This window comes from Mesorhizobium sp. P2_D5, from assembly GCF_056404355.1.
The window spans coordinates 67,503-90,797 of record NZ_JBFUEE010000004.1; the positions used below are offsets into that span (position 1 = coordinate 67,503).

General features: G+C 63.6%; 21 protein-coding genes. 16 read left to right on the forward strand and 5 right to left on the reverse strand.

Annotation, left to right across the window (positions count from 1 at the left end):
- Nucleotides 1–70 precede the first annotated feature (70 nt).
- Nucleotides 71–529, forward strand: a complete 459-nt coding sequence (locus AC1DYW_RS17930) for a type II toxin-antitoxin system RatA family toxin (RefSeq protein WP_095091621.1) — start codon at nt 71–73, stop codon at nt 527–529.
- Between the two features lie 71 nt (nt 530–600).
- On the opposite strand, the gene AC1DYW_RS17935 is transcribed toward AC1DYW_RS17930, so the two are convergent.
- Both AC1DYW_RS17935 and AC1DYW_RS17940 read right to left on the reverse strand, forming a co-directional pair.
- On the reverse strand, nt 601–1,089 hold the full coding sequence (locus tag AC1DYW_RS17935; protein ID WP_457153214.1) for a CinA family protein: 489 nt from the start codon (nt 1,087–1,089) through the stop codon (nt 601–603).
- Nucleotides 1,086–2,309, reverse strand: a complete 1,224-nt coding sequence (locus AC1DYW_RS17940; RefSeq protein ID WP_457153213.1) for a bifunctional 2-C-methyl-D-erythritol 4-phosphate cytidylyltransferase/2-C-methyl-D-erythritol 2,4-cyclodiphosphate synthase — start codon at nt 2,307–2,309, stop codon at nt 1,086–1,088. Before AC1DYW_RS17940 ends, AC1DYW_RS17935 begins: the two co-directional genes overlap by 4 nt.
- A gap of 232 nt (nt 2,310–2,541) precedes the next feature.
- Between AC1DYW_RS17940 and dusB the strand changes: the two genes are divergently transcribed.
- From dusB to hflX, 8 genes are all read left to right on the forward strand, one after another.
- Entirely contained in the window at nt 2,542–3,570 is a 1,029-nt protein-coding gene (gene dusB / locus AC1DYW_RS17945) for a tRNA dihydrouridine synthase DusB (RefSeq protein ID WP_457153212.1), read from the forward strand.
- On the forward strand, nt 3,567–4,709 hold the full coding sequence (locus tag AC1DYW_RS17950) for a two-component system sensor histidine kinase NtrB (RefSeq protein ID WP_457153211.1): 1,143 nt from the start codon (nt 3,567–3,569) through the stop codon (nt 4,707–4,709). Before dusB ends, AC1DYW_RS17950 begins: the two co-directional genes overlap by 4 nt.
- Nucleotides 4,706–6,166: a nitrogen regulation protein NR(I) gene (gene ntrC, locus AC1DYW_RS17955; protein ID WP_095091616.1), complete on the forward strand. Its 1,461-nt coding sequence runs from the start codon at nt 4,706–4,708 to the stop codon at nt 6,164–6,166. Before AC1DYW_RS17950 ends, ntrC begins: the two co-directional genes overlap by 4 nt.
- A 129-nt stretch (nt 6,167–6,295) precedes the next feature.
- Complete coding sequence (locus AC1DYW_RS17960; protein WP_477227111.1) at nt 6,296–8,581, forward strand: sensor histidine kinase NtrY-like; 2,286 nt, start codon at nt 6,296–6,298, stop codon at nt 8,579–8,581.
- Nucleotides 8,571–9,932, forward strand: coding sequence for a nitrogen assimilation response regulator NtrX (gene ntrX / locus AC1DYW_RS17965; protein ID WP_095091615.1), 1,362 nt, complete (start codon nt 8,571–8,573; stop codon nt 9,930–9,932). Before AC1DYW_RS17960 ends, ntrX begins: the two co-directional genes overlap by 11 nt.
- 101 nt (nt 9,933–10,033) lie before the next feature.
- Nucleotides 10,034–10,897 carry a D-amino-acid transaminase gene (locus AC1DYW_RS17970; RefSeq protein WP_457152298.1) on the forward strand — a complete coding sequence of 288 codons (864 nt, stop codon included), beginning with the start codon at nt 10,034–10,036 and terminating at the stop codon, nt 10,895–10,897.
- Between the two features lie 145 nt (nt 10,898–11,042).
- Nucleotides 11,043–11,288: an RNA chaperone Hfq gene (gene hfq / locus AC1DYW_RS17975; RefSeq protein WP_006202172.1), complete on the forward strand. Its 246-nt coding sequence runs from the start codon at nt 11,043–11,045 to the stop codon at nt 11,286–11,288.
- Complete coding sequence (gene hflX, locus AC1DYW_RS17980) at nt 11,289–12,680, forward strand: GTPase HflX (protein WP_477227112.1); 1,392 nt, start codon at nt 11,289–11,291, stop codon at nt 12,678–12,680.
- Between the two features lie 6 nt (nt 12,681–12,686).
- Here hflX and mazG read toward each other — a convergent pair whose 3' ends face one another.
- Nucleotides 12,687–13,511: a nucleoside triphosphate pyrophosphohydrolase gene (mazG, locus tag AC1DYW_RS17985; RefSeq protein ID WP_477227113.1), complete on the reverse strand. Its 825-nt coding sequence runs from the start codon at nt 13,509–13,511 to the stop codon at nt 12,687–12,689.
- 89 nt (nt 13,512–13,600) lie between these two features.
- The gene (locus AC1DYW_RS17990; RefSeq protein ID WP_477227114.1) at nt 13,601–14,785 is read right to left on the reverse strand and encodes an amino acid aminotransferase; all 1,185 of its coding nucleotides are present in this window, start codon (nt 14,783–14,785) and stop codon (nt 13,601–13,603) included.
- Between the two features lie 201 nt (nt 14,786–14,986).
- On the opposite strand from AC1DYW_RS17990, the gene AC1DYW_RS17995 reads away from it, so the two are divergent.
- The 7 genes from AC1DYW_RS17995 to AC1DYW_RS18025 all read left to right on the forward strand — a co-directional run bounded on the left by AC1DYW_RS17995 (nt 14,987) and on the right by AC1DYW_RS18025 (nt 20,932).
- Entirely contained in the window at nt 14,987–16,144 is a 1,158-nt protein-coding gene (locus tag AC1DYW_RS17995; protein WP_477227115.1) for a TIGR03364 family FAD-dependent oxidoreductase, read from the forward strand.
- Nucleotides 16,141–16,956 (forward strand): phosphonoacetaldehyde hydrolase, encoded by an 816-nt coding sequence (gene phnX, locus AC1DYW_RS18000; protein WP_477227116.1) that lies wholly within the window; start codon nt 16,141–16,143, stop codon nt 16,954–16,956. Before AC1DYW_RS17995 ends, phnX begins: the two co-directional genes overlap by 4 nt.
- Nucleotides 16,957–17,124: 168 nt before the next feature.
- Nucleotides 17,125–17,658 (forward strand): sigma-70 family RNA polymerase sigma factor, encoded by a 534-nt coding sequence (locus tag AC1DYW_RS18005; RefSeq protein ID WP_477227541.1) that lies wholly within the window; start codon nt 17,125–17,127, stop codon nt 17,656–17,658.
- Entirely contained in the window at nt 17,655–18,428 is a 774-nt protein-coding gene (locus tag AC1DYW_RS18010) for an anti-sigma factor family protein (RefSeq protein ID WP_477227117.1), read from the forward strand. Before AC1DYW_RS18005 ends, AC1DYW_RS18010 begins: the two co-directional genes overlap by 4 nt.
- Nucleotides 18,429–18,470: 42 nt before the next feature.
- The gene (locus AC1DYW_RS18015) at nt 18,471–19,187 is read left to right on the forward strand and encodes a Bax inhibitor-1/YccA family protein (protein WP_477227118.1); all 717 of its coding nucleotides are present in this window, start codon (nt 18,471–18,473) and stop codon (nt 19,185–19,187) included.
- Nucleotides 19,188–19,361: 174 nt separating this feature from the next.
- The gene (locus tag AC1DYW_RS18020) at nt 19,362–20,234 is read left to right on the forward strand and encodes an aldose 1-epimerase family protein (RefSeq protein WP_477227119.1); all 873 of its coding nucleotides are present in this window, start codon (nt 19,362–19,364) and stop codon (nt 20,232–20,234) included.
- Between the two features lie 56 nt (nt 20,235–20,290).
- On the forward strand, nt 20,291–20,932 hold the full coding sequence (locus AC1DYW_RS18025; RefSeq protein ID WP_477227120.1) for a glutathione S-transferase family protein: 642 nt from the start codon (nt 20,291–20,293) through the stop codon (nt 20,930–20,932).
- 154 nt (nt 20,933–21,086) lie between these two features.
- On the opposite strand, the gene AC1DYW_RS18030 is transcribed toward AC1DYW_RS18025, so the two are convergent.
- Nucleotides 21,087–23,114 (reverse strand): BTAD domain-containing putative transcriptional regulator, encoded by a 2,028-nt coding sequence (locus AC1DYW_RS18030; protein WP_477227121.1) that lies wholly within the window; start codon nt 23,112–23,114, stop codon nt 21,087–21,089.
- Nucleotides 23,115–23,295 lie beyond the last annotated feature (181 nt).

The following is a 23,295-nucleotide window of genomic DNA, read 5'->3' on the forward strand; positions in this document are numbered from 1 at the left end:
GCATAAAAACAAGGAATCCAAAGCGCGTCGCATGAATCCGTTTCAACGCAACGCGCTTTAGGGCCGGTTCATGCCGAAATTCGAAGCCACCCGCCGGGTTGCCCATACGCCGCAACAGATGTTCGCACTGGTTGCCGATATCGAGGCCTATCCGCAGTTCCTGCCGCTTTGCGAAGCGCTGACGGTGCGCTCGCGCAAGGAGCGTGACGGACGCACCGTTCTCGTCGCCGACATGAGCATCGGCTACAAGGCGATCCGCGAAACCTTCACCACGCAGGTGCTGCTGAAACCCGACGAGAACACCATTGACGTGAAATACATCGATGGCCCGTTCAAATATCTAAGCAATGTCTGGCGCTTCGAACCCGATGGCGGCGGCTGTATTGTCCGCTTCTTCATCGATTATGAATTTAAGAGCCGCATTCTGGGCGCGGTGATGGGCACCATGTTCGATCGAGCCTTCCGCATGTTCGCCGAGGCTTTCGAGAAGCGCGCCGACGTCATCTACGGTGTTGCATCGTCGGCCTGATGCATGTCGCCCAAAAGTGCGCAGCGGAACTACGACAGGCATAAATACAAAGACTTAAAGCGCATCGCGCCTTAAGTCTGGCCGAGCGCACGCAGTCCCAGTTCCAGCGCATGCCCAACTGTTTCACGGCGGATAAAATCGCGCCCCTTGTCGGCAAACAGCCTGTGCTCGGCAGCCACCGTCTCGCCGTCCAGCCCGACCCCGAACCAGACCAGGCCGACAGGCTTTTCCACCGATCCGCCGCCGGGCCCGGCGATGCCGGTGACCGCGAGCGTCAGCTTGGCGCGCGAATGGGCCAGCGCGCCCTTTGCCATTTCAATCGCCGTCTCGCGTGAAACAGCGCCATGATCTTCAAGCGTGGCGGGGGAAACACCGAGCATGTCCATCTTGGCTTCGTTCGAATAGGTGATGAAGCCGCGATCGACGACGGCGGACGAGCCGGCGATGTCGGTGAGCGCTGCGATGATCATGCCGCCGGTGCAGCTTTCCGCCGTTGCCAGCATGATGCCGCGCTGCTGGCAGGCCTGAAGTAGCGCGTTTGCCAGCTCGTCGTTGGTCATTCCGGCACCTCGCCGGGAAACACCACGCTGGCGGTGGCGATGGCCGCTATGCCTTCCTCGCGGCCGACAAAGCCGAGCTTTTCGTTGGTTGTCGCCTTGATCGAGATGCGATCAGGGGAAATTGCCAGCATCTGTGACAGGGCTGCCGTCATCGCCTCGCGATGCGGGCCGACGCGCGGCGCCTCGCAGATCAGCGTGATGTCGGCGTTGGCGATGCGGCCGCCGCGCTCGCGCACCAACTTTGCCGCATGTTCGACGAAGATACGAGATGCAGCGCCTTTCCACTGCGGATCGGACGGCGGGAAATGCGTGCCGATGTCGCCGGCGCCACAGGTCGCCAGCAGCGCATCGGTCAAGGCATGCAGGCCGACATCGGCGTCGGAGTGGCCCGAAAGTTTCTTGTCATGCGGGATGGCGACGCCGCACAGGGTGACATGGTCGCCAGGTTCGAAGGCGTGGACGTCGTAGCCATTGCCGGTTCTGATGTCGGGGAAGCGCGCACGTTCGCCGGAAAGCCGTTGGTCCGCCATTGCAATATCCCGTGCCCAGGTGAGTTTGACATTGTCCGGTGAACCCGGAACGATCTTTACCGGAATATGCGCCCATTCAGCGATCGCGGCGTCGTCGGTGAAGTCCATTTTTCCCAGGTGATGGGCTTTCTCGTGCGCGGCAAGAATGGGCCAGAACGGAAAGCCCTGTGGCGTCTGCGCGGCGTGAAGTCCGTTGCGGGAAACGGTTTCTCCCACGACGCCAGCGGCCGACTCGCGCTTCAGCGTATCGGCGACGGGCAGGGCGGGCAGCGCGCCCTCGCGCTCGCCGATGGCGTCGATGGTCCGGTCGATCAACTCCGCATCGACGAACGGGCGGACGGCGTCGTGGATCAGAACCCGGCCCGGCGCGTGGCCTCTCAGTGCGAGCAGACCGAGCCGCACCGACGCCTGCCTGGTCGCCCCGCCCATGATGGCGATGACCCGCTCGGCGTTGGCGCCTGCCGCCTGCTGGAACAACTCGTGGTCGTCGGCATGAATGGCGACAACAACTTCGCTGGTCCGCGGGTGGGCCAGGAAAATCTCAATCGTGTGGGCGATGACGGCGTGGCCGCCAATACTTTGATACTGCTTGGGTCCGTTGGCCTGCCCGGCGCGAGCGCCGCGGCCGGCGGCGACGATCACCACGGCGACCTTGCCATCGTCACTCGAATTTTCACTTGCGTCAGTCATGCAGATTGGCTTAGCGCACGATCCCGAAAAGTGTAATCGGTTTTCGGAAAAGATCGTGCGCCAAATATGAACTTCGAAGGCGTCCTTTGCGCCTTCCAAGGGGCGTCTGGCGCCAATTCAGAAGGCCAGCATTTTTCCCAATTGCGCCTTAATGTGACGTCATTCCGCGTTGCACATTGCGCCGGTTCTGGCTAGAGAATGTGCAGCGAACTAATATGCTTGGTTTTTGTGCATGCCTGATGTGACCAAATTGGCCGCGCCACTCGACGTCGGCGGCGTGCAAATTCGCAATCGCGTGTTCCTGGCGCCGATGTCGGGCATCACCGATGAGCCGTTCCGGCAGCGCGCCCATGCCCATGGCGCCGGTCTTGTCGTATCCGAAATGGTGGCCAGCGGCGAGCTTGCCAAGGGCAGGGCCGGTTGCGACCTGCGCATTCGTCATTCCGGCCTGCCGGTTCACATGGTGCAGCTTGCCGGCCGCGAGGCGGCGCACATGGCGGAAGGCGCGCGGATCGCCGCTGGCGAGGGCGCCGACATCATCGACATCAACATGGGCTGCCCGGCCAAGAAGGTCACCGGTGGTTATGCCGGCTCGGCATTGATGCTGGATCTCGACCACGCGCTGTCGCTGATCGACGCCGTGGTCGGCGCGGTCAAGGTGCCGGTCACGGTCAAGATGCGGTTGGGCTGGGACGAAGGCGCACTCAACGCCCCGATGCTGGCGCGCCGCGCCGAACAGGCCGGTGTCAGGATGGTGACGGTGCACGGCCGCACGCGCTGCCAGTTCTACCAGGGCAAGGCCGACTGGCGCGCCATCGCCCGGGTCAAGGAAGCCGTGTCGATCCCGGTCGTCGCCAATGGAGATGTTTCTTCGCCGGCGGAAGCGGCTGCCATTCTCGACCAGTCAGGTGCCAATGCCGTGATGATCGGCCGCGCGCATTACGGTGCGCCTTGGATCGCTGGCAGCATCGCGGCGGCCGCGACGGGCGAGGCAGCGGCCAAGGTGCCGCAGAACCGGATGGCGCTGGCCGACTATGTCGTGGCCCACTACGAGGACATGCTGGCGCTCTATGGCGTCGAAAGTGGCCTGCGCCAGGCGCGCAAGCATCTTGGCTGGTATCTCGACCGTCATGCCGGCGATGTCGCTGACGACAGTCGAAAGGCCATATTGACGGCATTCGAGCCTGCCCGCGTCATCGCCTTGCTGCGCGATGTGTTTTCGCGCGATCCGCAACCGCTGAACCTGCGGAGCGCCGCATGATCGCCGCCGTTGGCCAGGGTGTTGAAATGGCGGATGCCGCCCAGATCGTGCTCAACACCATCCGGCGCCCGGTGATCATGATCAGCGAGCAAGGGTTCATCACCTACGCCAATGCCGATGCCGAGGACTTTTTCCGCTCAAGCGCGACCATGCTCGCCCGCAACACGCTGTCGAAACTCATTCCCTTCGGCAGCCCGCTGCTGTCGCTGGTCGATCAGGTGCGCGACCGCCTCGCTCCAGTCAACGAATACCGGGTCGACGTGTCGTCGCCGCGCCTGGGCATCGAGAAGGTCGTCGATCTCTATGTCGCGCCGGTGCCGGAATTTCCAGGCTCCGTCGTGGTGATGTTCCAAGAAAGGTCAATGGCCGACAAGATCGACCGGCAGATGACGCACCGCGGCGCTGCGCGCTCGGTGACCGGCCTGGCGGCGATGCTTGCCCACGAGATCAAGAACCCGCTCTCCGGCATCCGCGGTGCTGCCCAGCTGCTCGAACTGTCGGCTTCCGACGAGGACCGCGCGCTGACGCGGCTGATTACCGACGAGACCGACCGCATCGTGTCGCTGGTCGACCGCATGGAGGTGTTTTCCGACGAGCGGCCGATCGATCGCTACCCCGTCAACATCCACGTCGTTCTCGACCATGTGAAGGCGATTGCCAAGAACGGTTTTGCCAAGAGAATCAAGATAATGGAGGATTATGATCCTTCGTTGCCTCCGGTGTTTGCCAACCGCGACCAGCTCATCCAGGTGTTCCTCAACCTGGTCAAGAACGCCGCCGAGGCAATCGGCAGTGACCCGCAGGGCGAGATCGTGCTGTCGACCGCCTTCCGGCCGGGCATCCGTGTTTCCGTTCCGGGCACGCAGGATCGCGTATCGCTGCCGCTGGAATTCTGCGTGCGCGACAATGGCTCCGGCGTCTCGGAAGATATCCTGCCGATCCTGTTCGATCCCTTTATCACCACCAAGCCGAACGGCTCGGGGCTGGGGCTGGCGCTGGTCGCCAAGATCGTCGGCGAGCATGGCGGCATCATCGAATGCGAATCGACGCCGCGCGGGACCACATTCCGCATTCTGATGCCGGCCTGGAAAGAGGTGCCATACGGCGCCGATGAAGACGGTGAAGGAGACCGCAAATGACCGTTCGCGGCAATATTCTCGTCGCCGACGACGATGCGGCGATCCGCACCGTCCTCAACCAGGCGCTTTCGCGCGTCGGTCACGAGGTGCGCGTCACTTCCAACGCTTCGACATTGTGGCGCTGGGTGGCGGCGGGCGAGGGCGATCTGGTCATCACCGATGTGGTGATGCCGGACGAGAACGCCTTCGACATGCTGCCGCGCATCAAGAAGGCGCGGCCGGAGCTGCCCGTTATCGTCATGAGCGCCCAGAACACCTTCATGACGGCGATCCGTGCATCCGAAACCGGCGCTTATGAATATCTGCCGAAGCCATTCGACTTGACCGAACTGCTCAACATCGTCAACCGGGCGCTTTCCGAGCCGCGGCGGCCGAAGATCGATGCGCGGCCGGAAGAGCAACCTGACGCGATGCCGCTGGTCGGCCGCTCGGCGGCCATGCAGGACATCTACCGCATGCTGGCGCGCATGATGCAGACCGACCTGACGGTGATGATTTCTGGCGAATCCGGCACCGGCAAGGAGTTGGTGGCGCGTGCGCTGCATGAGTATGGCCGCCGCCGCGGCGGCCCGTTCGTCGCCATCAACATGGCGGCGATCCCGCGTGACCTGATCGAGTCGGAACTGTTCGGCCACGAGAAGGGCGCCTTCACCGGCGCCCAGAACCGCTCCACCGGTCGCTTCGAACAGGCCGAAGGCGGCACGCTGTTCCTCGACGAGATCGGCGACATGCCGATGGAAGCGCAGACGCGCCTGCTGCGCGTCCTGCAGCAGGGTGAGTACACGACCGTTGGCGGACGCACGCCGATCAAGACCGACGTGCGCATCGTCGCCGCCACCAACAAGGATCTGCGCACGCTGATCAACCAGGGGCTTTTCCGCGAGGATCTTTTCTATCGCCTCAACGTCGTGCCGCTCAGGCTGCCGGCGCTGCGCGAGCGCTCCGAGGACGTGCCCGACCTCGTGCGGCACTTTTTCAAGCTCGGCGAGATGGAAGGCCTGCAGACCAAGCGCATTTCGTCGGGCGGCATCGAACTGATGAAGCGCTACCCCTGGCCGGGCAATGTGCGCGAACTGGAAAACCTCGTCCGCAGGCTCGCCGCGCTCTATTCGCAGGATGAGATTTCGGCCGAGATCATCGAAGCCGAGCTCAAGACCGGCGAGCGCCCGGTGGTGCCGGGCGGCGGCAACCTCATTCCCGACGACCTGTCCATCGGCCAGGCGGTCGAGCATTTCCTGCAGCGTTATTTCGCCTCGTTTGCCGGCGATTTGCCGCCTGCCGGTCTCTACCAGCGCATTCTGTCCGAGGTCGAGTATCCGCTGGTCCTGGCCTCGATGACGGCAACCCGCGGCAACCAGATCAAGGCCGCCGAACTGCTGGGCTTGAACCGCAACACGCTGCGCAAGAAGATTCGCGACCTCGGCGTCAACGTCTACAAATCATCGCGACAGCCCTGAGCCCTGATCCGAGCCCGGGCTCTTTTCAGGGGACCATCTCGCGAAAGATTTCCGTCTCGGTCACACTTGTTGCATAATCGCCACAATGCGTTGCATACATCCGACGCAATGATGGCTCTAGACGGCGACATGGCTCCGCAGGCACCGACACTCAACCAACCGCTTTTCAGCGAACCCGGCGCACGCGACGGGCGCAGGCTGCTTGCGCTGCCCGGTGTGGTCGCGGTCGGCGGCGCGCTGGTGACGGCGGCGATCTCGTTCACCATCCTCGTCGGCGCCACGCCGATTACGCCCAACGAGTCGACGACGCTCGCATTGATCGCCCTCAATGCCATATTCGTCCTGTTCCTCATCGCGCTGGTCGGACGCGAAGTACACCGCATCCTGATGGCTCGCCGGCACGGCAAGGCGGCCTCGCGGCTGCATGTGCGCATCGTCGCAATGTTTGCCCTGGTCGCCGCAATTCCCGCCATCATGGTGGCGATCATCGCCTCGATCACGCTCGACATCGGCCTCGACCGCTGGTTCGAAATCCGCACCAAGACGATCGTCAATTCGTCATTGTCGATCGCCGATGCCTATGTCCAGGAAAACGCCCGCAACCTCCAGGGCACGACGCTGTCGATGGCCTATGATCTCGACGCGTCAAGGACGCTCTATGGCCTTGATCGGACTGGCTTTCTCGACCTGATGAACAAGGAAGCCGTGGGCCGGTCGCTGGCCCATGCAGCGCTGATCAAACCCGACGGCTCGTTCGTCATGAGCGCCAAGACCGACACCGATTTCGCCATGCCCGAGCCGCCGGAAGGCGCCGTGGCCAGCGCCTCCGACGGCAAGCCGGTGCTGATAGAGCCGAAAACGCGCAACATCATGGGCGCCATCGTCAAGCTGCGCGAGATCGATGGGCTCTATCTCTACACCATTCGCCTCGTCGATCCCGAAGTGATCAAGGCGCGGCAGATCGTCAGATCCAACACCGACGAATATCGCGGGCTGGAAGATAACAGGCGCACGTCGCAGGTGGCCTTCGCGCTGCCCTATCTGTCGCTGACGCTGATCATCATCCTGTCCGCGATCTGGACCGGCATTGCCGTTGCCGATCGCCTGGTGCGGCCGATTCGCCAGCTTATCGGCGCCGCCGACGAGGTGGCGACCGGCAATCTCGACGTCGCGGTTCCCGTCAGGCCATCGGACGGCGATGTCGCCTCGCTCGGCGACACGTTCAACAAGATGCTTCTCGAACTGAAATCACAGCGCAACGAGATCCTGTCCGCCAAGGACCTGATCGACGAACGGCGCCGTTTCTCCGAAGCGGTGCTTGCCGGTGTCACCGCCGGCGTCATTGGTGTCGACCCCTATGGCATCGTCACCATCGTCAACCGCTCGGCCGAGGCGATGCTGGCGATATCCGCCAACGCTGCACTTGGACAGAACCTCTCCGCCGTGCTGCCGCATGTCGGCCGCGTCTTCGAGATCGGTCGCAAGTCCGGCAAACCCGTCTATCGCGAGCAGGTGACCTTCTACCGTGCCGGTGCCGAGCGAACCTTCAACGTGCAGATCACCATCGAGGCCGGCGACGACGGCGCGGAGGAAAAATCCTATGTCGTGACGGTCGACGACATCACCGATCTGGTTCAGGCGCAACGCTCCTCCGCCTGGGCCGACGTGGCGCGGCGCATCGCGCATGAGATCAAGAACCCGCTGACGCCGATCCAGCTGTCGGCCGAGCGCATCAAGCGCCGCTACGGCAAGGTCATCACCGAGGACCGCGAGGTTTTCGACCAGTGCACCGACACCATCATCCGGCAGGTCGAGGACATCGGCCGCATGGTCGACGAGTTCTCGGCGTTCGCCCGCATGCCGAAGCCCGAAATGAAGGCCATCGACCTGCGCGAATCGCTGCGCGAGGCCTCGTTCCTGGTCGAGGTCAGCCGCGCCGACATCACCTTCGAACGGGTATTCGGCAGCGAGCCGCTCAAGGGCACGTTCGACAGCCGGCTGATGGCGCAGGCTTTCGGCAATGTGATCAAGAACGCCGCCGAAGCAATCGATGGGCTGGAACAGAAGGATGGTTCGCACGGCATAATTCGGATTCAAGCCGGCCGCCAGAATGGCGCGATTCGCATCGACGTCATCGACAATGGCAAGGGGCTGCCGCGCGAGAATCGCCAACGGCTGCTCGAGCCCTATATGACCACACGCGAGAAGGGCACCGGGCTCGGTCTCGCTATCGTCAAGAAGATCGTGGAGGACCATGGCGGCAGGCTGGAACTTCATGATGCGCCCGCGGATTTCCACGGCGGGCGCGGCGCGATGATCAGCATCATCCTGCCGCCTGTGGCGGTCGCGCTTCCGCGTGGCGAAAGCAGGTCGGAAAACGAACGAGAAACTGAAAAGGTCGGTAATGGCGTCTGATATTCTCATCGTCGATGACGAGGAAGACATCCGTGAACTCGTCGCAGGCATCCTGAGCGACGAAGGTCACGAAACCCGCACGGCATTCGATGCCGACAGCGCATTGGCGGCGATCGCCGACCGGGCGCCGCGGCTGATTTTCCTCGACATCTGGCTGCAGGGCTCGCGTCTGGACGGCCTGGCGCTGCTCGACGAGATCAAAACGATGCACCCGACCTTGCCGGTGGTGATGATCTCCGGTCACGGCAACATCGAAACGGCAGTCTCCGCCATTCGTCGCGGGGCCTATGACTTCATCGAAAAGCCGTTCAAGGCCGACAGGCTGATCCTCATTGCCGAGCGTGCGCTCGAAACCTCGAAATTGCGGCGCGAGGTTTCCGACCTCAAGCTGCGCAGCGGCGAAACCTTCGATCTGATCGGCATGTCGTCGGCGATGAGCCAGCTGCGCCAAACCATCGAGCGCGTCGCGCCGACCAACAGCCGTGTCATGATCATCGGCCCCTCAGGCTCGGGCAAGGAACTGGCCGCGCGCGCCATCCACACGCTGTCGGCACGCAAGGGCGCGCCATTCGTCACGCTGAGCGCCGCTAACATCACGCCCGAGCGCATGGAGATCGAGCTGTTCGGCACCGAATCGAACGGTGTCGAGCGCAAGGTCGGCGCGCTTGAGGAGGCGCATCGCGGCATCCTCTACATCGACGAAGTGGCCGACATGCCGCGCGAGACGCAGAACAAGATCCTGCGCGTGCTGGTCGAGCAGCAGTTCGAGCGCGTAGGCGGCACCAAGCGGGTCAAGGTCGACGTCCGCATCATTTCCTCGACCTCGCAGAACCTCGAAGCGATGATTGCCGACGGCCGTTTCCGCGAGGATCTTTACCATCGCCTGGCGGTGGTTCCGGTCATGGTGCCGGGACTGGCCGAGCGGCGCGAGGACATTCCCTACCTCGTCGACAATTTCATGAAGCAGATCGCCCGCCAGGCCGGCATCAAGCCGCGCCGCATCGGCGATGACGCGCTGGCCGTGCTGCAGGCGCACAACTGGCCGGGCAACGTCCGCCAGCTGCGCAACAATGTCGAGCGTCTGATGATCCTGGCGCGCGGCGATGACGTCGATGCGCCGATCACCGCCGACCTGTTGCCGTCCGAAATCGGCGATGTCATGCCGCGCACGCCGAATCAATCCGACCAGCACATCATGGCGCTGCCGCTGCGCGAGGCGCGCGAACAGTTCGAGAAGGACTATCTGATCGCCCAGATCAACCGCTTTGGCGGCAACATCTCGAAAACCGCCGAGTTCATCGGCATGGAGCGCTCCGCTTTGCACCGCAAGCTGAAGTCGCTGGGCGTCTGACAGGCGCGACGTCCGATCGGCCGCGCTTGGGCCAACCATTTGCCGGTTACGGCAGCGGCGGAATCGCATAAGAAAGCCCGAGAATTATCCAGGGGTCGCCAATGCCGCGCATTGCCTATGTCAACGGGCGCTACGTCGCTCATGCGGACGCTTCCGTGCATATCGAGGACCGCGGCTATCAGTTCGCCGATGGCGTGTACGAGGTCTGCGAGGTGGCGCGTGGCTTCATCGTCGATATGCCGCGCCATCTGGCCCGTTTGAACCGCTCGCTGACCGAACTGTCGATTGCCTGGCCGGTGACGCGCGGTGTCCTGCCGCTCATCCTGCGCGAGGTGGTCAACCGCAATCATGTCGCCAATGGCCTGGTCTATGTCCAGGTCACGCGTGGCGTCGCCAGCCGCGACTTTGTCTTCCCGTCGGCGGACACCAGGCCGTCCCTGGTGGTCACAGCCAGGAAAGCCGATCCTGCCGCCGGAGCAAAGCGGGCTGAAACCGGCATTGCGGTCATCACCGTGCCGGAGAATCGCTGGGACCGGGTCGATATCAAGAGCGTCGGACTGCTGCCTAACGTGCTGGCCAAGCAGAAGGCCAAGGAAGCCGGTGCGCAGGAGGCATGGTTCGTCGACAGCGACGGCATGGTCAAGGAAGGCGGCTCGTCGAACGCCTGGATCGTCACCACGGATGGCGTTCTGGTCACCAGGCCGGCCGAGCATGGCATCCTGCGCGGCATCACCCGCACGACCATGTTCGAGGTGGCGGCCAGCCTTGGCTTGAAGATCGAGGAACGTGGTTTTTCCGTCGCCGAGGCCAAGGCAGCGCGTGAGGCGTTCATCAGTTCCGCGACCACAATTGCCATGCCGGTGGTGGCCATCGACGGCGATCCGGTTGCCAATGGACACCCCGGCTCAGTAACACTTTCCTTGCGTAAGGCCTTTTTTGACATTGCGGAAAAAAGTCCAGCCTGATAACCGCACAGGTGGAATGAACATCAATTTATCTCGTTCTGCTTGTCGTTACTGACGACAAGAGGGTGTTTGCGCGCTTGACATGTGCCCGTTAATTTGGCGCATTGGCTTGCAAACCGAAGGGGATCGGCGAAAGACAAGAACAATGGCGGAACGATCGCAAAACCTTCAGGACCTGTTCCTGAATTCAGTTCGCAAGAGCAAGAACCCGCTCACCATCTTCCTTATCAACGGCGTGAAGCTGACCGGCGTGGTCACTTCGTTCGACAATTTCTGTGTCCTGCTGCGCCGCGACGGTCATTCCCAGCTCGTCTACAAGCACGCCATTTCCACGATCATGCCGAGCCAGCCGGTTCAGATGTTCGATGGCGAGGAAAGCCAGGGCGCCTGATTGGCACGTGAGAAAGACGCGGACGCACCAGTTCGCGGAAAACCAGCACATCATCCCGGGACGGAAGCCAAGGGCCCGACCCGGGCCGTTGTCATCGTGCCGGTGCTTACGCGCCAGCCGCGCGGTGACGACGATACCAACCGTCCGCGGCTGACGCGTTCGGCTGACGCTCGTCACGACGAGGCCGTCGGCCTTGCCCGCGCCATCAGCCTTGACCTGATCCACACGGCGGTGGTGACCGTCAACGATCCGCGCCCGGCGACGTTGCTCGGCAGCGGCAAAGTCGCCGAGTTCGCCGAAATCGTCAAAGAGGGTCATGCGGAAGTGGTCATCGTCGACCATCCGCTGACGCCGGTGCAGCAGCGCAATCTCGAAAAGGAACTGAATGCCAAGGTGCTGGACCGCACCGGCCTGATCCTTGAGATTTTTGGCGAGCGTGCGCGCACCAAGGAAGGCACGCTGCAGGTCGAGCTTGCCCATCTCAATTACCAGAAGGGCCGTCTTGTGCGCAGCTGGACCCACCTCGAGCGCCAGCGCGGCGGTGCCGGCTTCCTCGGTGGTCCCGGTGAAACGCAGATCGAATCGGATCGGCGCGTGCTTCAGGACAAGATCATCAAGCTGAAGCACGAACTGGAAACCGTGCGCCGCACCCGTGACCTGCACCGCGCCAAGCGCAAGAAGGTGCCGTTTCCGGTGGTGGCGATCGTCGGCTACACCAATGCCGGCAAGTCGACCTTGTTCAACCGGCTGACCGGAGCCGGCGTGCTGGCTCAGGACATGCTGTTCGCCACCCTTGACCCAACGCTGCGCCGCGTGCGCCTGCCGCATGGCACGCCGATCATCCTTTCGGACACGGTCGGTTTCATCTCGGACCTGCCGACGCATCTCATCGCCGCTTTCCGCGCCACCCTGGAAGAGGTGGTCGAGGCCGACCTCGTCATCCACCTGCGCGACATTTCCGATCCCGATACAGCCGCGCAGGCCGAGGATGTCGAACGCATCCTCGCCGATCTCGGTGTCGATGCCGGCGACGCCAAGCGGGTCATCGAAGTGTGGAACAAGATCGACAGGCTCGACGAAGGCAACAGGAACCGGCTGCTTGCCGATGGCGCCGACGCCAGTAAGGCGCCGCCGGTCGCGGTGTCGGCGGTGACCGGCGAGGGCATCGATGCGCTGAAGGCGATCATCGAAACGCGCATGGCGGGCGAACTCGAAGACCTGACGGTGACGATCGAGCCGGCACAGTTCGGTCTTGTCGACTGGCTTTACCGCAATGGCGACGTCGTTTCGCGAACCGACAATGACAACGGCAGCGCCACCATCTCGCTCAAGGCGACGCAAAGCGCGCGCGAAGAGATCGAAAGCAGATTACGCGCTAAAACCAAAGGGTAACGTCGCTTACTTCACGGTTTTTGCTTCCTGCCAGAGCGCTTCCATCTCGGCCAGGCTCGCTTTGTCCAGCGTGTTACCCGACTTTTCCAAAGCCTGCTCGACATAGTGGAAGCGTGAGCGGAACTTCTCATTGGTGCCGCTCAGCGCGGCTTCTGAATCGAGCTTGAGGTGCCTGCCGAGATTGACGACGGCAAACAGCATGTCGCCGAACTCGTCCTTGATCGACGCGGTGTCGCCATTGGCCAGCGCCTCGCGCAACTCGCCAATCTCTTCCTCGATCTTGTCGAGGATAGGCGCTGCCTCGCTCCAGTCGAAGCCGACGCGGGCGGCCTTCTCCTGCAGTTTCAGCGCTCGCGTCAGCGCGGGCAGGTTGACCGGAACACTGTCCAGAAACCCCTTGCCATTGTCCTCGGGGTCGAGACCGCGGGCGAGGCGGGCGCCTCGTTTTTCCGCCTTTTCCTCGGCCTTGATCTTTTCCCACATGCCCTTGGCCATGCCGGCGCTGCGGGCCTCCTCGTCGCCGAAGACATGCGGATGGCGACGGATCATCTTCGTCGTGATGGCCCGGACCACATCGCCGAAGGCGAATTCACCGGCCTCCTCGGCCATTTGCGCGTGGTAGACGACCTGCAGCAGAAGGTCGCCGAGTTCGTCGCGCAGATCGTCGAGGTCACCGCGCGCGATGGCATCCGCCACCTCGTAGGCCTCCTCGATCGTATAGGGCGCGATGGTCGAGAAATCCTGCTCGATGTCCCATGGACAACCGGTTTTCGGCGCTCGCAGCGCCGCCATGATCTCGATCAGGCGCGAAATGTCTTTCGATGGCGTCATACGACCGATGCTACCGCGCGGCCACTCGCGCGGCCAACGTTGTCAGCCGGCGAGGGAGTCTTGTCCACAGTTGCTGGGTACCCGGCCTGTCAATCAAGAACGGAAACGATCGCCTTGGCGAGTTCGTCCATCCCGCCCTCGGGCAGACCGGCGACGTTGATGCGGCTGTCACCGACCATGTAGATGCCGTGCTCGGCACGCAGCCGCTCGACCTGCGCTTCCGTGAGGCCAAGGCGGGAGAACATGCCCCGGTGGCTGGCAACGAAATCGAAACGGTCGGAATTGGACTGCCGGCGCAGTGCGTCGGCGAACTGGACCCGAAGCCTGAGCATACGCAGCCGCATCTCCTCGAGTTCGGCCTCCCAGTCCCCGCGCAACGCGGCGTCTTCCAGCACGATGCGCACAGCGGCAGCACCGTGATCCGGCGGCATCGAATACATGGCGCGCGCCGCCGATAGCATTTGACCCATCGCCAGATCGGCTTGGGCGCCGTCCTTGGCCAGGATCATCGCCGCGCCGACGCGGTCGCGGTAGACTGCGAAGTTCTTCGAGCAACTCGACGCGACGACCATTTCCGGAACCTTCGCGGCCAGCAGGCGCAAGCCGAGAGCATCGGCCTCAAGGCCATCGCCAAAGCCCTGATAGGCGATGTCGACAAACGGCAGCAGGCCGCGCTCGACCACCAGATCGACAACGGCAGGCCATTGCGCGCTGTCGAGGTTGGCGCCAGTCGGGTTGTGGCAGCAGCCATGCAGCAGCACCACGTCACCGCTGTTTGCCGTCCGCAGCGCTGCCAGCATGTCGTCGAAGCGAACGGCACCCGAAGCCGCATCGAAATAGGGGTATTCGCGGATCTGCAGGCCAGCGGCGCGCATCACCGGCATGTGGTTCGGCCAGGTCGGGTCCGAAAGCCAGACCGTCGCGTCCGAACGTGTCCGCTTCAGCAATTCCGCCACCAGCCGCAGTGCGCCGGAGCCGCCGGGCGCCTGTGCGGCGCGGATGCGCGTCATGTCGGCGCCTGGACCGAAGGCAAGCTTGGCCATCACCGCGTTGAAGCCGACATCGCCGGCCAGGCCGAGATAGGTCTTGGTGTCCTGGCCCTGCAGCAGGCGCTTTTCGGCCTCGCGCACGGCGCGCATGACCGGCGTCTTGCCATCGCGATCCTTGTAGACGCCGACACCGAGATCGACCTTGTCGGGACGCGGATCGGCGCGATAGAGGCCGATCAGGGCAAGGATCTTGTCGGCGGGGGCGGGCTGCAGATCTTCGAACATTGGCAAAGGTTCCGTTGACGCGGCGGAGTGATACGCAAATCGAACGTATTTCGCCAGAGCTTTTCCTGCCGCCTCGGCGTGGCTGTGCATGGACGTTGTCCGAGACGACAAGGCCATCAGGACCTACACGCTACTGTCACATCGGCGTAGTCTGAATAGCCTTTCCAGCACGAAGCCTGAGAATGATGGTGTGAGATAACGATGCGCCGGCAAGAAAAATTCGACCTCGCCATCGTTGGCGCCGGCATTGTCGGTCTCGCCCATGCGCTCGCCGCCGTCCGTCGTGGTCTCAGCGTCGTCGTTATAGACCGTGACGCTCAGGCCAACGGCGCTTCAGTGCGTAATTTCGGCTTTGTTACGGTCAGTGGTCAGGAACGCGGCCAGGTATGGCGCCGTGCGATGCGATCTCGCGACATCTGGCTGGAACTGGCCGCGCCCGCCGGCATCAAGGTCATCCAGCGCGGCTTGGTCGTCGTCGCGCGCCGTCCGGAAGCGCTCTCGGTGATCGAGGCGTTTCTTCAAACCGAGATGGGCGAGGGTTGCCTGCTGCTCGAACCCGATGCGCTTCGCCGCGACCATCCAGAACTGGCGGGCCGGAATTTTGCCGGCGGCCTGTGGAGCCCGCACGATGTGCGTGTCGAGTCGCGCCAGGCCATCCCGCAACTGGCAACCTTCCTCGCCGAAAAGCATGGCGTCGAATTCCGGCGCGAGACGGCGGTACGCTCTATCGAGCCGCCCGATATCGAGACAAGCCGGGGTCCGGTTTTCGCCGACAAGGTGATCGTCTGCCCGGGCGACGACCTGGCCACGCTGTACCCCGATCGCATCGCGCGATACGGCGTCACGCGCTGCAAATTGCAGATGATGCGCCTTGCCGATCCCGGCTTCCGGTTGCCGGCAGCGGTGATGTCGGATCTTGGGCTGGCGCGTTACAGCGGTTACGCCGCTTTGCCAGAAGCCGCCGCTTTGCGAAGCCGGCTGGAAGTCGAGCAAGGCGACGCGCTCGACAACGGCGTGCATCTAATCGTCGTCCAGAGTGCCGATGGCACGCTCGTGGTGGGCGATTCACACCACTATGCGACAACGCCAGATCCGTTCGCCTCGGGGCGTGTCGACGACCTCATCCTTGAGGAGTTCAGCGCCGTCTTTGGTGGCCCGCCGCCGCCCGTGCTGGAACGCTGGACCGGCATCTATGCCTCAGCAACCGGCCAGACAATGTTCGCCGACGCGCCGCGGGAGGGCGTGCGGCTGGTCATGATCACCAGCGGCACCGGCGCCAGCACCTCGTTCGCGATCGGCGAAGAGGTTGTGGACGAGCTTTTCGGTTCAACCACGGCGGACGCCAGGAAGATCGCATGATGCCCACCCACGGTTTGCTTCGCGCCGTCGTCCTCGACTGGGCCGGCACCGTTGTCGATCACGGTTCGCTGGCGCCGATGGGTGTCTTTGTCGAGGCCTTCGCCGAATTCGGCGTGGCGATCAGCGTCGACGAGGCGAGGGGGCCAATGGGAATGGCTAAGCGCCCGCACATCGCAGCACTGCTGGCACAGCCCAGGATCGCCGCCGCCTGGACGGAGCAGCACGGTCATGCGCCGACGAATGCCGACATCGACGCCATCTATGGCGTATTCGTGCCGAGGAACCGGGCTGTGGCGGCGCGGTTCTCGGATGTCATTCCCGGTGTTGTCGACGTGGTCAAGGCGCTGCGGAAGCGCGGCCTCAAGATCGGCACGACAACCGGCTACACGCGCGACATCATGGCGGAGATACTGCCGGTTGCCGCCGCGCAGGGCTTTTCGCCGGATTGCCTGGTCTGCACCGGCGATACGCCCGACGGCAGGCCGACGCCGTTCATGCTCTGGAAAGCGCTGACCGAACTCGGCGTCTATCCGCCGTGGCTGTGTGTCAAGGTCGATGACACCGAGGTCGGTATCGGCGAGGGGATCAATGCGGGCGCCTGGACCGTCGGCGTGGCGGTGACCGGCAATGTCTTTGGTCACACGCTGGCGGAGACGCAGGCTATGGCTGCGGATGTGTTCAGGATGAAACGGGCCGAGGCATCGGCCAAGCTCACGGCCGCCGGCGCGCATTTCGTCGTCAAGGGCGTCGCCGATCTGCTGCCCGTGATTGCCGCGATTGAAGGCAAGCTGCGGCGCGGCGAAAGGCCCTGATCGTTCACTCGGCCGAGTGCCACCTGCTTTGCAGCACCCTGCACCGGTATCGCGGGACTGCCCGGTTTTGCCGGCGAGGCGAGGGCGGTTGCGAACGATGTCCTCCAGCGATCCGCGAAAAAATGGCGCGGCTGGGATTAAAATCCCCACATGCTCCGTAAACAGGACATGAAACGGTCGATGCCGCGCTTTGACATCATAGGACAGCTCGGTTCGCTGCGCCGCTACGCGCGCTCGCTGACGCGTGACAGCACGGACGCCGAGGATCTCGTGCATGACGCGCTGGTGCGGGCCTATGAACGGCGCGCCACTTTCCGCTCCAGCGGCAATTTGCGCGCATGGCTGTTGTCGATCGTGCACAATACATTCATCGACAAAATGCGCTCCCGCAAATCCGAAGCCGCTCGCCTCGAACAGGCCGGATATCTTGCCGATGGCAGCACACCGGCGCCGCAGGAACATTCCGTGCGCCTGGCCCAGGTTCGCGAAGCCTTCTTCAGCCTGCCGCAAGAACAGCGCTCGGCCCTGCATCTCGTTGCCATCGAAGGGCTTTCCTATCAACAGGCGGCCGATGCCAGTGGCGTGCCGCTGGGAACGCTGATGTCGCGCATCGGCAGGGCGCGCGCCGCACTGCGCAAGATGGAGGACGCGGCGCCCTCGAAGACGAAAAACCACCTCAGGATCGTTGGAGGACCGTCATGACTGGAACTGTCGATCCCGTGGCCGATACCGACCTCGACGCCTATGTCGACGACCAGCTCGATGTCGCCCGCCGCATCGAGGTCGAGGCGTTTTTGTCCACCCGTCCGGAGGCGGCGGCGCGCGTGATGTCGGATCTGCGGACCCGCGACGAACTGCGCGTGGCGCTTGCCGGGTCCGGGGGCATGGCGCGGCCGGCGACCGCCGACGCCGCGCGGCGGTTGGAGAGGGGGCTTTTCCGCGGCCGCATCTTCGGTGTGCTGCAGCGCGCGGCGGCAGTGGCCGCCTTCGTCGCCGCCGGCTGGCTTGCGAACGGCATCATCGGGCCGATGTCGGTGACCAAGGTCGTCGCCTCGCCGCAGCCGCCCGCCTATGTCGACGAGGCGGTGCGGGCTCATAGAACGACGCTGGTGCGCGAGACCATGCCTTCGCAGCCCGAGGCGCCCAACTACAATGCCGGCGAGATCCGCGCCGCGACTGCCATCGTCATGCCCTCGCTGCCCAAGGGCTGGAAGGTGCGCGACGTGCAGATCTATCCGTCGCGCTTCGGTCCGAGCGTCGAGATGGCTGTCGAGACGAATGAGATGGGCCTGGTCTCGCTGTTTGCGATCCGGCCGGGCACCTTTGACGTCGTCAAGCCGACCGTCGCGCCCTCGGGCGACATTTCTTCGGCCTATTTCCAGATCGGCGAGGTCGCCTATGCGGTGGTCGGACGAAGCGAGGTCCACGACCTCGACCGCGCCGCCGAGACGCTCGCCAAAACGCTTTACTGACCGACCCACTCTTTGCTGACCGATACACAAAGGAGAATTCATATGAACACCCCCAATCTGGGATACCGCGTCGGCGCCGGTGCCCAAACCGGAGCTGTCCACGACGAGGGCCTGCGCCAGCATATGCTGCGCGTCTACAACTATATGGGCGTTGGCCTCGTGGTCACCGGCCTGGTCGCCTTCATGATCTCATCGACGCCGGCGCTCTACGTGCCGATCTTCTCCAGCCCGTTGAAATGGGTGGTGATGCTGGCGCCGCTCGCCTTCGTCATGCTGTTCTCGTTCAAGATGCAGACCATGTCGGCGGCCAGCGCCCAGGCGATGTTCTGGGCCTTCTGCGCGGTCATGGGCCTGTCGCTGGCTTCGGTGTTCCTGGTCTTCACCGGAACCAGCATCGCGCGCACCTTCTTCATCGCCGCCACCATGTTCGGTGCCACCAGCCTCTACGGCTACACGACCAGGCGTGACCTGACCCAGTTCTCGTCGTTCCTGATCATGGGCCTGATCGGCGTGGTGATCGCCAGCATCGTCAACATCTTCCTCGGCTCGACCGCGCTGCAGTTTGCCATCTCGGTGATCGGCATCGCCGTGTTCATCGGCCTGACCGCCTGGGACACGCAGACGATCAAGGAGCAGTATGCCGAGAATTTCGACGCGGAATCGCGCCAGAAGCTGGCCGTGTTCGGCGCTTTCTCGCTCTATCTGAACTTCATCAACATCTTCCAGCTGTTGCTGAACTTCACCGGCGAACGCGAGTAACGACTGTCCGCTGTGGGCAGGGGCGAGGACTATCGCCCCTGATGCGGGGAGGTGGCCGGAGGGAGATCCTCCGGCCACAATTCGTTCTGGCAGGACCGGCTACACCTTGAGTCCCCAAGAGCTTTTGCTAGTCTGCCACCGCACCACCCTTCAATATCGACCGCGCGAGGATATGTGGCACAAGACAGCCAAACGCTTCAGGGCGACGGCATCTCGGCGACCATCGTTGCGCAGGGCGCCGAACTGGTTTCGCTGCAAGACAACAAGGGATTTGAGTTCCTGTGGCAGGCCGGGCCGGAGTGGCGGCGGCATTCGCCGGTGCTGTTTCCGATCGTCGGCCGGCTGAACGGAGATCAGCTGCGCCATCGCGGCCAAACCTACCCGATGACGCAGCACGGGTTCGCGCGCGACAAGCCGTTTGCCTGGGCCCAGAGCGGCCCACGATCCTGCACGCTGGTTCTCACCGACGACGCCGATACCCGCACGCACTATCCATTCGCCTTTCGCCTCGCCGTGACCTACACGCTGGACCGCCGGCAGCTTGGCGTCACCTTCGACATAACCAACACCGGCGAAGAGCCGATGCCGGCGTCCATCGGGGCGCATCCGGCATTCAATTGGCCGTTACTGCCGGATCTGGCCAAGACGGATTACCTGCTGACTTTCGCTGCTGCCGAGCCTGCTCCGGTCCGTCGCCTGAAGGACGGCCTGCTGCTGAAGACGCCGCAGCCGACGCCCGTCGAAGGCAACATCCTCGCGCTCTCCGAGCGGCTGTTCGACGAGGACGCGGTCATTCTCGACCAGCCCGCCAGCACCAGCGTGCGTTATGCCGGCGAGCGTGGTCCGGCGATCGAGATGGCCTGGCAGGGATTTCAGGAATTGGGCGTCTGGTCAAAGCCGGGCGGCGCGCCGTTCCTGTGCATCGAGCCCTGGCACGGCATCGCAAGTCCGGTGGGCTTCGACGGCGATTTTGTCGACAAGCCGGGCCTGATGCTGATCGCGCCGGCCGCCAAGCGGGTGCTGAGCTATCAAATCCGGCTGTTGTGACGCCCGTCATTGACAGCTGAGGCAATAGCGTTGGCTAGCCACACCGGAGGTGTCCAGTGAAGCTTTACTTCAGCCGCAATCCCAATCCTCGGCTCGCCGTCGCGGTGGCCCGCTATCTCGACGCGAAGGTCGAATTTGAATTTGCCTCGCCATTCGCTCCTGGACAGGCAGAGAAATATCGCCTGCTAAACCCCAATCTCTCATTGCCCATACTTGTGGACGACGGCGGAAAAAGCCTCTGGGAGGCAGACGCCATAGCCTGCCGGCTGTCGCGCGACGTGCGTTCGGATTTCTGGCGCACCGGCGATGACGAGCCCGAGATGATCCGGTGGTTGAGTTGGGGCAAGGAGCACTTCGCATTCGCTTGCGACACGGTGCATTTCGAACGTGGCACCAAACAGCGGTACGGCATAGGCCCGATTGATCACCAGCGTATGGAGGAGGGGCTGACGCATTTCCGCACGGCCGCTGCAATACTCGAAACAGAACTTTTCGCACGGGAATGGCTGGTCGGAAATTCGGTTTCCTACGCCGACTTCCGCATGGCGACCTTCCTGCCGTTTAACGAGGCCGCCAAACTGCCGCTCGATGACTATCCCTCTGTCGGCCGCTGGTGTCGTAGGCTTGAAGAGATCGAGGCCTGGCGCGATCCCTTCAAGGGATTGGACGCGCCTGAATTGCCGCCGGTCCGAGGGTGAGGCCGAGTCTGGGTATCCTCTCGGCAGCGGAGGGAACCTTGTCGGGCCGTCATGCTACGAGAGGAAGCCGGCGTTCAAACCCGCCGGGTGATGGTTTCGATCACATTGACGAGAAGGCGCGGGGCGGTCAGGGAGCGGGCTCACGCCGCCCGGCTCAATCGGGCAGGCCGGCTAGCCGCAGTGCCTCGACATATCTGACGAAATAGGCCGGCCTGATCTGCCCCACCCGGTGCCTGAGGTTGGAGAGGGTCAATTCGGGATCGAGCTGCAGTGACAGCGCGATGTGCTTGCTCGCGGCATCCAGCCTGCCGGCCATGGCGTTGCTGGCTGCGGCCACGCGTAGACCGGTGAGATAATAGGGCTGCGCGCGGGATGCCGCCTCCGCGATCGGCCAGGCGGCATCATAGCGTCCGGCCACGAAATGGGCGAAGGCCGTGAAGCACTGCATGAAGAAAGTCAGCGGATCGAGCGGGCTCAGCCGCCTTGCCCGCGACAGATGCTCGATCGCGATGTCCGGGTCGTCATGGCAGGCTTTTAGGCAGCCGCTGGCGCTCCATGCGGCGGCGCAGTTGGGGTTAAGCACGAGCGCCCGGTCGGTCAGTGCCGAACCGGCCTCGTAGTCGCCGATGACATAGCCCAGTGCGAGGCCGCTGAAAGCCAGCGCTACCGCGTCGTCTTGGCCTGCTATGGTGACGTTGCCGACCAGCCGGGAAACTTCTGCGGTCTCCTTCTGCCGGTCCGTCATCCAGCCGTTCGCCATTCGCCAGAAGTAGCACCAAGCGGCAGCGCCCTGTGCGGCGGCAAAGTCAGGGTCGAGCTCAATGGCCTTGTAGAAATGCGGCAGCGCCTCCTCCAGTCCCGCTCTCGTCCAGCGGTAAAGGCTCGCCACGCCGCGTAGGTAATTGTCGTAGGCGTCGAGACTCTCGGTCGGCTTGCGCTTGGCCCGCGCTATCTCGGCCTGTTCGAGCCTGGGCGAAATCGCACCTATGACGCTGGAGGCGACGAGGTCCTGCAGTTCGAACACGTCGGCGACGTCGCCCTCGAAACGGTCGGCCCACAGGCTCGCGCCCGTTGCTGCCTCGATCAGCTGGCCCGCAACGCGGAGCCGGCTACCCGCCTTGCGCACGCTGCCCTCAACCACGTAGCGCACTCCCAGCTCGCGCGCCGCGCGCTTTATATCAACAGCCTGGCCCTTATAGGCGAAAGCGGAATTCCGCGCGATCACGAACAGCCAGCTCACATGAGACAGCGCCGTAGTGATCTCCTCGACCACGCCGTCGGTGAAATAGTCCTGCTCGGCGTCGCCGCTCATGTTCTGGAACGGTAGCACCGCGATCGACGGCTTTTCCGGTATGGAAACGACGGCGCGCGCCGGTTCCGCCACCGTTTCCCGCCGAGGCGCCCCGGCTTCCGGCGGGCCGGAGCTGCTGGACGCGTGCTCGTGCCGATGCTTTGCCTCAGGCGCCTCGATACGCTCGACCAGCGCCTGCGTCGCCTCTTCAGGGGCGACGCCGAGCTCGCGCTTCAGCGCCACCTCGCAGGCCAGGAACTGGCGGAAGGCGTCGTTGGTCTTGCCGCGACGGCGGAAGATGCGGATAAGCGCCCGGTGGGCCTGCTCGGCGCATGGATCGAGCGCCACCAGCCGCTCCGCCAGCCTTTCGCAAGCCATTTCCTCGCTGGCGTCCGTCTCCGGCAGAAGGCTCAGCCGCTCGGCGAGGTCCAGCGCCTTGCGGGCATAGTTCGCCCGAAGCGGCGCAAGCCATTCGTCGATCTCGCCAGGAAACGACAGACCGTCGAGCAAGTCGCCCCGGTAGAGGTTCGCCGCTGTCGCTAGGCTGGCGCCGTCACTGGCCAGGATATTCCGGTCGAACATCCAGATGTCGGCCTCGTCGGCATTTGCCGCCAGCCATATGGTGTGGGCATTGCCTTCGACACGTATGGCCTCGTCGCCGGTGGGCGGAAACAGCCGCCTGATGTCGACCAACGCTTGGCGCAGGCTGTTCCGCGCCTGCTGCTCGCCGCTGTCGGCCCATAGCATCGCCGCCACCCTCTCGCGGCGAAGGCCCTTGGGCCCGGCCAGAACGAGCGCGGCAAACAGCAACGACGTCTTGCGCGTCGCGAAGTTCAGCGATTGCCCGCCTGAAGAAACAACCTCGATACCGCCAAGCAATCCGATGTGCACCCCGACCCCCCTGTAGCAGCCTCGGGTAGAATATCACTTCCCCGCGCCGACTTAACGACGATTTAGCGGCTTCGGTAGTGGTTTCTCCTCCGGTTTAACGCCTAGATGAACATCGACAAAGCGCGCCGGTAGGACACTGCCCTCACGAATTCGAACGAGGGAGAATGAAATGACCTCCAGC